Source organism: Sandarakinorhabdus sp. AAP62 (genome assembly GCF_000331225.1).
In the GTDB taxonomy this organism is placed as follows: Bacteria; Pseudomonadota; Alphaproteobacteria; order Sphingomonadales; family Sphingomonadaceae; genus Sandarakinorhabdus.
Map to the genome: position 1 here is coordinate 143,449 of NZ_ANFY01000007.1, position 12,072 is coordinate 155,520.

10 protein-coding genes are annotated in these 12,072 nt (G+C 67.6%); 9 read left to right on the plus strand and 1 reads right to left on the minus strand.

Annotated features, from left to right (window positions below):
* The first annotated feature begins 119 nt into the window (after window positions 1-119).
* From murB to D619_RS0107215, 7 genes are all read left to right on the plus strand, one after another.
* Entirely contained in the window at window positions 120-1,010 is an 891-nt protein-coding gene (murB, locus tag D619_RS0107185) for a UDP-N-acetylmuramate dehydrogenase (protein ID WP_017667899.1), read from the plus strand.
* Window positions 1,007-1,942 carry a D-alanine--D-alanine ligase gene (locus tag D619_RS0107190; RefSeq protein WP_017667900.1) on the plus strand — a complete coding sequence of 312 codons (936 nt, stop codon included), beginning with the start codon at window positions 1,007-1,009 and terminating at the stop codon, window positions 1,940-1,942. The genes murB and D619_RS0107190 overlap by 4 nt, the downstream gene beginning before the upstream one ends.
* Window positions 1,939-2,814, plus strand: coding sequence for an FtsQ-type POTRA domain-containing protein (locus D619_RS15980; protein WP_017667901.1), 876 nt, complete (start codon window positions 1,939-1,941; stop codon window positions 2,812-2,814). Before D619_RS0107190 ends, D619_RS15980 begins: the two co-directional genes overlap by 4 nt.
* 8 nt (window positions 2,815-2,822) lie before the next feature.
* A complete protein-coding gene (gene ftsA, locus D619_RS15985) occupies window positions 2,823-4,100 on the plus strand; it encodes a cell division protein FtsA (protein ID WP_152417359.1) in 1,278 nt (425 codons plus the stop codon).
* A gap of 59 nt (window positions 4,101-4,159) precedes the next feature.
* Window positions 4,160-5,671, plus strand: coding sequence for a cell division protein FtsZ (gene ftsZ, locus D619_RS15990; RefSeq protein ID WP_017667903.1), 1,512 nt, complete (start codon window positions 4,160-4,162; stop codon window positions 5,669-5,671).
* Between the two features lie 152 nt (window positions 5,672-5,823).
* Window positions 5,824-7,281 (plus strand): DUF1800 domain-containing protein, encoded by a 1,458-nt coding sequence (locus D619_RS0107210; RefSeq protein ID WP_017667904.1) that lies wholly within the window; start codon window positions 5,824-5,826, stop codon window positions 7,279-7,281.
* On the plus strand, window positions 7,278-8,426 hold the full coding sequence (locus tag D619_RS0107215) for a DUF1501 domain-containing protein (RefSeq protein WP_017667905.1): 1,149 nt from the start codon (window positions 7,278-7,280) through the stop codon (window positions 8,424-8,426). The genes D619_RS0107210 and D619_RS0107215 overlap by 4 nt, the downstream gene beginning before the upstream one ends.
* On the opposite strand, the gene D619_RS0107220 is transcribed toward D619_RS0107215, so the two are convergent.
* Window positions 8,416-9,279 carry an alpha/beta hydrolase gene (locus D619_RS0107220; RefSeq protein ID WP_017667906.1) on the minus strand — a complete coding sequence of 288 codons (864 nt, stop codon included), beginning with the start codon at window positions 9,277-9,279 and terminating at the stop codon, window positions 8,416-8,418. The genes D619_RS0107215 and D619_RS0107220 overlap by 11 nt on opposite strands.
* A gap of 103 nt (window positions 9,280-9,382) precedes the next feature.
* Here D619_RS0107220 and D619_RS0107225 point away from each other — a divergent pair, with 103 nt between their 5' ends.
* Both D619_RS0107225 and D619_RS0107230 read left to right on the plus strand, forming a co-directional pair.
* Entirely contained in the window at window positions 9,383-9,832 is a 450-nt protein-coding gene (locus D619_RS0107225; RefSeq protein ID WP_017667907.1) for a (2Fe-2S)-binding protein, read from the plus strand.
* The gene (locus D619_RS0107230; RefSeq protein ID WP_017667908.1) at window positions 9,829-12,072 is read left to right on the plus strand and encodes a molybdopterin cofactor-binding domain-containing protein; all 2,244 of its coding nucleotides are present in this window, start codon (window positions 9,829-9,831) and stop codon (window positions 12,070-12,072) included. The genes D619_RS0107225 and D619_RS0107230 overlap by 4 nt, the downstream gene beginning before the upstream one ends.

The following is a 12,072-nucleotide window of genomic DNA, read 5'->3' on the forward strand; positions in this document are numbered from 1 at the left end:
CGCGCTGCGCGCGATTCGACCTCTCCCCGGCGGGGAGAGGTGAAGAATGGGCCTCACCTCTTCCCGCCGGGGAGAGGTCGAGAGACGCGCGCAGCGCGGCCCGGGAGAGGGGCAGGCCCATGCTGACCCCACCAAATCCACTGCGCGGCAAGCTGACGGCATCCGCCCCCCTCGCCCCGCTGGTCTGGTTCAAGGCCGGCGGCGTGGCGGACTGGTTGTTCGAGCCGGCCGATATCGATGATCTGCGCGATTTCCTGAAAGGTCTGCCCTCCGACATGCCGGTGATGGCGCTGGGTCTGGGCAGCAACCTGATCGTGCGGGACGGTGGGGTTTCGGGCGTGGTGGTGCGGCTGGGCAAGGCGTTCGGCAAGGTCAGCGCTGATGGTGACACGCTCACCTGCGGTGGCGGTGCGTCGGGCATTGCCGTGAGCAGCGCCGCGCGCGATGCCGGCGTGGCGGGTCTGGAATTCCTGCGCGGCATTCCCGGCACGGTGGGCGGCTTCGTGCGGATGAACGGCGGCGCCTATGGCCGCGAAGTCGCCGATGTACTGGTCGACGTGACCATCGTCACCCGCGACGGCGGCATCGAAACACGTGCACTTGCCGCTCTGGATTACAGCTATCGCCACAGCAACCTGCGCGACGGCGAGATCGTGGTGACCGCCCGCCTGAAGGGCCAGCCCGGCGACAAGATCGCCATCCAGACCGAGATGGACCGCATCGCTGCCGCCCGCGAAGCCAGCCAGCCGCTGCGCACTCGCACCGGTGGTTCCACCTTCAAGAACCCGGCACCGCACAAGGCCTGGGAACTGGTGCACAATGCCGGCTGCCGCGGGCTCAGGGTTGGCGGTGCCGAGGTGAGCGAGAAACATTCCAACTTCCTGATCAACAGCCACCGCGCCACCGCTGCCGATATCGAGGCGCTGGGCGAACTGGTGCGCGCCCATGTGCTGCGCGTGGCTGGCGTGAACCTGGAGTGGGAAATCCAGCGCGTGGGGCGGGTGCAATGAGGGTGGCGGTGCTCATGGGCGGCTGGTCGGCAGAGCGCGAGGTGTCTCTCACCTCCGGCCGCGGCATCGCGCAGGCCTGCCGCACGCTGGGCCATGCGGTCACAGAGATCGACATGGGCCGCGACGTTGCCCAGCGCCTGATCGAAGCCGCGCCCGATGTGGTGTTCAATGCGCTGCACGGCACGCCGGGCGAAGATGGCACGGTGCAGGGCCTGATGGACCTGCTCGGCCTGTGCTACACGCACAGCGGCCTCACCACCTCGGCCATCGCCATCGACAAGGAACTCACCAAGAAGGTGCTGGTGCCGGCCGGCGTACCGATGCCGCAGGGCAAGGTGGTCACCAGCGAAAGCCTGTTCGCCGGCGATCCGCTGCCCCGCCCCTATGTGCTGAAGCCGGTCAACGAAGGCTCGTCCGTTGGTGTCGCCATCGTCACCGACGCCAGCAATTACGGCAATCCGATCCGCCGCGACGTGCCAGGGCCTTGGGCTGCATTTGAAACACTGCTGGCCGAGCCTTTTGTGGCCGGGAAGGAATTGACCGTGGCAGTGATCGGCGACGAGGCGCTCGCCGTGACCGAATTGCAGACCTCCAGCGGCTTTTATGATTATGAGGCCAAATATACCGATGGCCTGACGCTGCACATCTGCCCCGCCGAATTGCCGGCCGAAATCGAAGCGGCCTGCCTCAAGCATGCCCTGACCGCCCACCGCGCGCTGGGCTGCCGTGGCACCAGCCGGTCCGATTTCCGCTGGGATCCGGCGCAGGGGCTGGCTGGCCTCTATCTGCTGGAAACCAACACCCAGCCCGGCATGACGCCCTTGAGCCTGGTGCCGGAACAGGCAAAGTATCGCGGCATCAGTTACGAACAGCTGGTGCAACGCCTGATCGATATGGCGCTGCACGACCATCGGAAGGGGGCACAGCCATGACCGCCGCCGTTCTGAAACGCGGCGCCAAGCCGCCAAAGGCCGCGCAGAAGCGGCCCGTCCGCGTCGCGACCGGCCCGAAGATCACCCGCCAGCAGCTGGGCATCGGTGCCGGCGTGACGCTGGCCATTGCCCTGGTGGTGATGATCGCCATTGGCGTGCCGCAGCGCATCTGGAACGGCTTTGTGGAATGGACCGCCGCGCAGGGCTGGGAAGTGCGCCATGTCGAACTGACCGGCGCGCGCGAACAGGAACGGCTGGCGATTTATGCTGCCGTGCTCAATGGCCCGAGCAACGCCATGCTCGCCACCGATCTGGATGATGTGCGCGACCGGTTGCGCGCGCTGCCGTGGCTGGCCGATGCCAGCGTGCAGCGCCGCCTGCCCGATACGCTGGTGATCGAGGTGAAGGAGCGCAAGCCCGTCGCGCTGTGGCAATATCGCCAGCGCCTCGCCGCCATCGACATCAGCGGCAAGGTGCTGACCCGCGATCGGCTGGAGCGCTGGAACGATCTGCCCATTCTTGTTGGCGCCGGCGCCAACACCCGCGTGCGCGACGCGCTGGAACTGATCGCCGCCACGCCGCTGGGCCGCGATGTGAATGCCGCCGTATTCGTGGGCGGCCGCCGCTGGGACTTGCGCTTCAAGAGCGGCGAGACGCTGGCGCTGCCCGATCAGCCCGGCCAGGCCCGCGCGGCGCTGGCCACCTTTGCCAAGCTGGATGGGCAGGGCCCGGAACGCCTGCTGGGCGGGCGCTTCACTCGCTTTGATCTGCGTCTGCCCGGCCGCATGATCGTGGCCGGGCCGGCCGTGGCTGAAACCCTGGCTGAAGCGGAAAAGGCGCGTCGCGCCGCCGCCCAGGCCCAGAAGATCTGAGGAACAAGATGGCCCCGCGTATTCCCCTTCCTCCTCTCGGCCGCGGCCAACCGGAACGTCCGGTGGCGGTGCTGGATGTGGGCACATCGAAAGTCTCGGCGTTGATCGCGCTGATCGGCGGCGACGGAACACCACGCATCATCGGCAGCGGGCAAAAGCCCTGCATGGGCCTGAAGCGCGGCACGGTAACGGATTTCGACAAGGCCGAAATGGCCATTCGCGGCGCCATGGACCAGGCCGAACGCGCCGCCGGCATGCAGATGGACAGCGTGATCGCCAGCTTTGCCGCCGGCAACATGGGCAGTTCGATGGCCAGCGCCGAAATCGATATCGCAGGAGCCAGCATCACCCCCACCGACATGGTGACCCTGCGCCAGGCGGGACGCGCCGCCATCGATCCGCGCAATCGCAGCGTGGTGCATGCCCTGCCGGCGCTCTATACGCTCGATGGCCTGCCCGGTGTCGAAAGCCCCTTGGGCCTGCATGCCGACCGGCTGGGCATGGATATTCATGTCGTGACGGCTGACACGCCGGCGATCATGAACTTCACGCGCGCCGTGGCACAATCGCACCTGGGCATTTCCACGCTGGTCGCCAGCCCTCTGGCCGCCAGCCTGGCCGTGCTGGACGATGAAGAACGCGATATCGGCGTGGCGCTGATCGACATCGGCGCGGGCATGACCAGCATTGCCGTGCACAAGTTCGGCATTGCCGTGGGCGTCGCCACCGTGCCGATGGGCAGCGCCGACATCACCGATGATATTGCGGCGGCCTTTGACACCAAACGCAGCAACGCCGAGCGGCTGAAGACCTTCGACGGTGCCGCCGTGGCCACCATCCGCGATCAGACCGATCCGGTGATCATCCCGCCCAATATCGAGGATGGCAGCGTCGAAGCGCGCAAGGTGCCGCGCGCGCAGCTGGTGGGCGTCATCCGCACCCGGCTCGAACTGCTGTTCGGCGAAATCAGCAAGGCATTGTCGGGCCTGGGTTTTGTCGGCCCGCAGGCGCGACGCATCGTGCTGACTGGTGGCGGTTCCGATCTGCGGTCCATCGCGGATTTTGCCGGTTCCTATCTGGGCTGCAATGTCCGTATCGGACGGCCACGGGGGTTGAATGGCCTGCCCGTGGCGCAGGAAGGCCCGGCCTTTGCGACACTGGCCGGGCTCGTGCTGTTTGCGCAAGGCGATCCAGGCGATGTGTGGCACACGCAGGTGACCAGCGAAGCCCCCTCGCTTCGACGCGGATTCGGGGGCGTCATCGAAAAACTGTGGGGAAGTCTGTGAAGTCACTTCCCACCGATTCGCTCATCATCTAGTATGATTCTGATCTCGGGAGACACGACATGCTGGAATTCGCCAAGCCGGAATTGACGGAACTGAAGCCGCGTATCGCCGTTGTTGGTGTTGGCGGTGCGGGCTGCAATGCGGTGGCCAACATGATCGCCGCCGATCTGATGGGCGTTGAGTTTGTTGTGGCCAATACCGATGCCCAGCAGCTGGCCATGAGCCCGGCCGGCACCCGCATCCAGCTGGGCATGAAGATCACGCAGGGCCTGGGCGCCGGCGCCCGCCCGGAGATCGGTCGCGCCGCCGCTGAAGAGACGCTGGATCAGCTCGAAACCGCGCTGGATGGCGCGCACATGTGCTTCATCGCCGCCGGCATGGGCGGCGGCACCGGCACCGGCGCCGCGCCGGTCGTCGCCCGCGCCGCGCGCGAGAAGGGCATCCTCACCGTCGGTGTCGTCACCAAGCCGTTCAGCTTTGAAGGCGCCAAGCGCATGCGCGCCGCCGAGGAAGGCATTGCCGAGCTGCAGAAGCATGTCGACACGCTGATCATCATCCCGAACCAGAATCTGTTCCTGATCGCCAATGCCAACACCACCTTCAAGGACGCCTTTGCCATGGCGGACCAGGTGCTGCACCAGGGCGTGCGCGGCATCACCGATCTGATGATCATGCCCGGCCTGATCAACCTCGATTTCGCCGATATCCGCACCGTGATGAGCGAGATGGGCAAGGCGATGATGGGGACGGGTGAGGCTTCTGGCGAAGGCCGCGCCATCGAAGCCGCGCAGAAGGCCATCGCCAACCCGCTGCTCGATGAAGTCTCCATGCGCGGTGCCAAGGGTGTGATCATCAACATCACCGGTGGCGACGATCTGAAGCTGATGGAAGTGGACGAAGCCGCCTCCTACATCCGCGACATGGTCGATACCGAAGCCAACATCATCGTGGGCAGCGCCTTCAACAAGGATCTGGACGGCCTGATGCGGGTGAGCGTGGTGGCGACCGGCATCGATGCCGCCAGCCGTCCGATGCCGATCCCGGCCCCGCAGAAGAAGACTGCCGCGCCGGCCTTCCTGGCCCAGCCCAGCATCTTCACCATGCCGCCGCCAATCAGCCAGCCCGCGCCGGAACCGGAACCCGAGCCGGTTGCCGAAGTGCAGCCCGAGCCGGCACCGATGAACGACGCACCGCTGGCCCCGACGCTGGATCTGCCGGTGGGCGAGGAAGCCGTGGCGCGCGTGCTGGATGCCATCGAGATCAAGGAAGCCGAGCTCGCCGAGCCGGTGGAAGACGATGCCATGGATCTGGCCGAAATGGGCGAGCGGGTGGAAACCACCTTCACCTTCACGCCGGCTGCGCCTGTTGCTGGCCCGGCGGTGACGCCGCCCCCGGCGCCGGAGCCAGTGGCCGAAGATCGCCCGCTCACCCTGTTTGAACGCATGATGGGCATGAGCCGCAAGCCGCGCGCCCCGGAAGCGCCGCCAGCCACACTGGCCCCGCAACCGGAACCACCGCAGGCCAGCGATGACGATGTGCCGGGCTTCATGAAGCGGCAGGTCAACCGCTGAGAACCCAGGCCAATGGGCTTGGGCTGCAACGGGTGGACGCGCCCCGCAACCCGTTGCAGACCCTCCACACCACAGGATGACAAGGGCCCGGCTGACTGTAGCCGGGCCTTTTTCGTGCGAGGGAAAGCCCGGGCTGGCGCGTTGAGGATGGCATGAGCCCAAGCACGAGCCTTGCTGCCATCGCCCTCAATCGCTTTGGCCTTGGCGCCCGCCCCGGCGATGCTGCGCCTGCCGATCCGCGCGGCTGGCTGCTGGGCCAGATTGGCCGGTTTGATCCACGCCCGGCGGTGATCGCCGGCCTGCCGGACGCCGCGGCGATGACCTTGCAATATCGGCAGAATCTGGCGCAGCTGCGCCGGCAGGGTCTGATCGGGGGGGGCTTGATCGGAGCCCGCCGACCTGGCGAACCGGAGCCGCGCAAGGGCCCGGAGGCAGAGTCCATGTCCAACCAGGCCCAGCGCGAGCGCCGCCAGGCCTTTGCCCAGGCCTATGGCGGGCAGGTCGGTGCGCGCTTGGCCGTGTCGCTGGCCAGCACCACGCCCTTTGCCGAACGGCTGGTGCATTTCTGGGCCAATCATTTCGCCATTTCGACCGACAAGCTGGCGACGGCCACAATGGGCGGCCCGCTGGAATTCGAGGCCATCCGTCCGCACATCGGCGGCCGTTTCATCGACATGCTGCTGGCCGTCACCCGCCATCCGGGGATGCAATTCTATCTCGATCAGGCGCAGTCGATCGGGCCGAACAGCCTGTTGGGCCAGGCGGCACGCCGCCGCAATGCACCCCGGCAGCCCGGCCTCAATGAAAATCTCGCGCGCGAGATCCTCGAACTGCACACGCTGGGTGCCGGCAATTACACGCAGGCCGATGTCGCCGGCCTCGCCCGCGCGCTCACCGGCTGGAGCATCGGCGGTTTCGTGCGGCGGCCGCTGGGCGAAGCGGCGCCCGATGGCCAATTCGTGTTCCAGCCAAACTGGCACGAACCCGGCAGCGTGATCGTGGCGGGGCGCCCCTATCGCCAGAACGGCGAAGCGCAGGCACTGGCCATCCTGAATGATCTGGCGCTCAATCCCCTCACTGCGCGCCGCCTGGCCGAAAAACTTGCCCGCCACTTCGTCGCCGATGCACCGCCGCCGGCGCTGGTGGCGCGCATGGCTGCTGCCTATCTGGCCAGCGGCGGGCAATTGCCGGCGCTTTACAAGGCGTTGATCGATGCACCGGAAGCGTGGGCCGCGCCCTTGGCCAAGTTCAAGACGCCGTGGGACTGGCTCGTCTCGTCCTTGCGCGCGCTGGGCCGGGAAAATGTGCCGCCGCTGCAGGCCATCGGGGCGCTGCGCGAACTGGGCCAGCCCACCTGGCGCCCCGGTTCGCCCGCCGGCTGGGAGGATGATGCCGCGCGCTGGGCGGCGCCTGATGCGCTGCTGCGCCGGGTCGAAGTTGCCAGCCGCATCGCCGCGCCGCTGGCGGCCACGATCGACGCGCGCAGCCTTGCCCCGCGCATCCTGCCCGGCACGCTGTCCCCCGCCACCGCCGCCGCCATCGCCCGCGCCGAAAGCCCGGTCGAAGGCCTGGCGCTGCTGCTCGTCGCTCCGGAGTTTCTGCGCCGATGATCAATCGCCGTTCTCTTCTCGTCGGTCTGGCCGGCGGTTTTGCCCTGAGCCCGCAGTTGGCTCTGGCGGCCGCCGGCACCGATCAGCGGCTGGTGTTCATCATCCTGCGCGGCGCCATGGACGGGCTGGCCGCCATCCCGCCCATCGGCGATTCTCGCCTGAACCAGTTGCGCGGCGCGCTGGCGCAGCCGCCGGAACAATTTGGCCCGCCGTTGCAACTGACCAGCAATTTCGCCGCCCACCCGGCGCTGAAAGGCTTTGCCGGCCTGTTCGCCGCTGGTGAAGCCGGCGTTGTTCACGCTATCGCCAGCCCCTATCGCGAGCGCAGCCACTTCGACGCGCAGAACATCCTCGAAACCGGTGGCAGCGCGGCCTATGCGCTGAAGGATGGCTGGCTCAACCGGCTGTTGCCATTGCTGCCGGCGGCACCGCCGCCCGTTGCAATTGCCGCCACCCTGCCAGCCCTGTTGCGCGGAGCCGCGCCCACCACCAGTTTCGCCCCCAGCCGCCTGCCCGACGCCAGCGCCAGCCTGAAGGCCCGTGTCGCTTCCCTGTACGAAAATGACGCGCTGCTCCACCGGCTGTGGAGTGAGGCGATGGCGACCGAGATGATGGCCGGCGCCAGCGACGGCGGTGCCGCCAACCCGCAAGGCCTTGCCGCCAGTGCCGCCCGCCTGCTCGCCGATCCGGCGGGCCCGCGCATCGCGGTGCTGGAAATGGGCGGCTGGGATACGCATGCCGGCCAGGCGCAGCGGCTGGGGAACCAGCTGCGCCAGCTGGACAACGTGTTTGCCACGCTGAAACAGGGCCTGGGCCCGGCCTGGGCCAATACGCTGGTGATCGCCGCCACCGAATTCGGCCGCACGGTTGCGGCCAATGGCACCGGCGGCACCGATCACGGCACTGCCAGCGCGGCGCTGCTCGCCGGTGGCCGGTTGAAGGGCGGGCCCGCTGCCGGCCGCGTGCTCGGTGACTGGCCGGGGCTGGGCAATCTGTATGAAGGCCGCGATCTGTTGCCCACCACCAGCCTCAACGGCCTGTTTGCCGGCGCTGCCGCCGGGCTGTTCGGGCTTGATCCGGCCCTGGTGACGCGCCGGGTGTTTGCAGCCGCGCCCGCGCCGGCGCTGGCCATCGTCAGGGTGTAAGCACGCGCAGCAAGAAATTGCTGCTGTCAATCAGCGCCGTGGCCTTGCCGCGAAACGGCTTTGAAAGTGCCATCAGGATGCCGATGTGGCCGACGCCGGGATAAAGCCGCACTTCGGCCCGGCCGCCCAGATCATTGACCGCATTGGCCAGCCGCAGGCTGTTGCGCGGCAGCACCGTCGTATCGGCATCGCCGTGCAGCAGCAGCAAGGCCGGCGCATCCAGCCTTGCAAAATGGATCGGCTGCGTCTGCACCAGTTCGCCCGCATTGCCCATGGCCGCATCCGCCGCGCCGCCGGCCACGAAGGGCAGGAAATCCGCCGGCCCGGCCAGGCTGACGGCGGCCTTGATGCCATCCGCCACGCCCCAGCGCCGATCGAGCGCCAGCAGCAGCGCGATATGCGCTCCAGCCGAATGGCCCATCACCGCCACCCGTTCCGGATCGCCGCCATGCCTGGCGATATTGGCCGCCACCCATTTCAGCGCCGCCGCGCCATCTTCCACGAACGCCGGCCAGCGCACCTGCGGCACCAGCCGATAATCGGGCAGCACCACCACGAAACCCCTTGCGGCCAACGCCCGCGCCGCAAAGCCATAGCCATCGCGACCGCCGCTGTTCCAGCTGCCACCATAGAAGAACACGACCACCGGCAGTTTGCCGGTCGCACCCTTGGGCGCCCAGATTTCGAGCGTCTGCCGCGGATCGGTCCCGAAGGCGACGCCATCCACCAGCTGCTTCACCCCGCCATCACCGGGGGTGAGATTGTTGATCCCGTTCAGGGCCCCCAGCCGCGAACAGGCGGCGACGAGCGGGGACAGAGCAGCGACAGTGAGGAGAGAGCGGCGGGACATCATGGCTTGGGGATAGGGAGTTGGCAGCAATTGGGCAATCGGCGCGGATTGCCGCTGCCCGCGTGCCCGGTTATGCTGTTTCCCGCACGCAGGGGAGACAAGCGCGATGAAGCTCAACATCAATGGCAAACCCGTCGAGGTAACCGCCGATCCTGACATGCCCTTGCTGTGGGCGCTGCGCGATGTGCTGGGGCTGACCGGCACCAAGTTCGGCTGCGGCGCCGGTTTCTGCGGGGCGTGCACGGTGCAGCTGGATGGCGAGCCGGTGCGCGGTTGCCAGACGCCGGTTTCGGCGGTGGGCACGGCCAAGATCACCACCATCGAAGGGCTTTCCGCCAGCGCCTGGGGCCGCAAGTTGCAGGATGCCTGGGTGGCGCTGGATGTGCCGCAGTGCGGTTATTGCCAGGCCGGGCAGTTGCTGGCCGCCGAAGCGCTGCTGCGTACCACGCCCAAGCCGACCGATGCCGATATCGATGCGGCGATGAGCGGCAATATCTGCCGCTGCGCCACCTACACCCGCATCCGGGCGGCCATCAAGCAGGCGGCCGCAGCATGAAGGCCTCTCGCCGCGATGTGCTGAAGGCCGGGGTGCTGGCCGGCGGCGGCCTGTCGTTGGGCCTGCAAATCAGCGGCGGTGCCAAGGCCGCCATGCCGGGGCAATTGTCAGCGTTCGTGCGCATTGGCACGGATGGCAGCATCACCATCACTGCCCACCAGCCGGAAATCGGCCAGGGTGTGCGCACCAGTTTCCCGATGATGATCGCCGAGGAACTGGACGTGGATTGGGCGCAGGTGACGGTGCAGCCGGCCTTGGGCGACCGTTCCACCTATGGCGTGCAGCTGGCCGGCGGTTCGTCGGCGACGCCGACCCAGTTCGAACGCATGCGCCGGCTGGGTGCGGGCGCGCGGGCCATGCTGGTACAGGCGGCCGCCAACGCCTGGGGCGTGCCGGCGGCGGAGATCACCACCGGCAGCGCCATGCTGCACCACAAGGCCAGCGGCCGCAGCGCGCGCTATGCCGACATGGCCGAAGCGGCCGCCGCAATTCCCGCGCCTGATCCCAAGACGCTGCCGCTGAAAGACTGGTCGCAGTTCAAAATTCTGGGCAAACGCGTGCCGGGCGTGGACAATCGCGCCATCGTGACCGGCAAGCCCCTGTTCGGCATCGATACCCGCCTGCCCGGCATGGTCTATGCCGCCTTCGCCAAATCCCCGGTGTTCGGCGGCAAGCTGAAGAGCGCCAACCGCGCCGCCGCGCTGGCCGTGCCGGGCGTGAAGGGCCTGATCAACGTGGCCGAGCGCCGCGACCTGAAGACCGAGATCGACATCGCCCTGCCCGGCATCGAGGTGCTGCCGGAAGGCATCGCCGTGCTGGCAACGTCCACCTGGGCGGCGCTGCGCGGCCGCGATGCGCTGGCGTGCGTGTGGGAAGGCGGCGATGCGGCCTTTCAGTCCACGGCCGCCTGGGAAGCCGCTGCCGCCAAGGCATTCAAGGACGGCCCGCAGAAGCCCGGTTACATGAACCATGGCAATGCGCCGGCAAAGATGGCCACTGCCGCGAAGAAGGTGAGCGCCGAATACAGCTACCCCTTCCTTGCCCACAGCGCGCTGGAACCGATCAACGCCACGGCCCATGTGCAGGGCGACAAGTGCGAGCTGTGGCTTTCCACCCAGACGCCGGAAGACGCGCGCCGCATGGTGGCGCTGGCGCTGGGGCTGAAGGTGGCCGATGTCACCATCCACATGATGCGATCGGGCGGTGGATTTGGCCGGCGCCTGATGAACGATTTCGCCGTTGAAGCCGCGGTGATCGCCAAGGCCGCCGGCGTGCCGGTGAAGCTGACCTGGGACCGAGCCCAGGATTTCGCTCACGACTGGCTGCGCCCCGGGGGCTGGCACAAATTGGAAGCCGGGCTGGACGAGAAGGGCGACATCATCGCCTGGCACGATCACTTCGTCAGCTTCGGCGCTGATGGCAAGCTCAACCCCACCGCCGTGATTGATGGCTCGCTGTTCCCATCGGGCGTGATCAAGGATTTCCGCGCCGATGTGACGGTGCTGCCGATTGCCTCCACGCTGGGCTGGCTGCGCGCGCCGATCAACAACGCCTTTGCCTTCGTCACCCAGGGTTTCATCGACGATTGCGCGCAGGCCGCCGGGCGCGACCCGCTGGAATATCGCCGCGCCGTGCTGGGGGCGCCGCGCGCCATTCCAATCGCCGAGGAATTCAGCGGCGAGACCGGCGAGGACATGAAGGGCACGCCCTACAACACCGGCCGCATGCGCGGCGTGCTCGACAAGGCCGCCGAAATGGCCGGCTGGGGCCGCAAGCTGACGCCCAAGGCTGGCGAACGCCGCGGGCTCGGCATTGCCTTCCACTTCAGCCACCTCGGTTATTTCGCCAATGTGGTGGAAGCCAGCGTGGCCAATGACGGCAGCGTGAAGGTGCATCATGTGTGGGTGGCAGCCGATATCGGCAAGCAGATCGTCAACCTGTCGGGCGCCGAAAACCAGGTGCAGGGCAGCGTGATCGACGCGCTGGGTGCGGCGCTGGGTCAGAAGATCACCTTTGCCGATGGCGCGGTGGAGCAGAAGAATTACGGCGATTTCCACTTGGCCCGCATGGACATGGCGCCAGCGGTGGATGTCGCCTTCCTGTCCACAGAATACATGACCACCGGTCTGGGCGAGCCGGCCTATCCCAGCCTTGCCCCGGCGTTGGCCGGTGCCATCCATGCCGCGACTGGCAAGCGCCTGCGCACATTGCCGCTCGACACCAGCCAATTGACCGCGTGA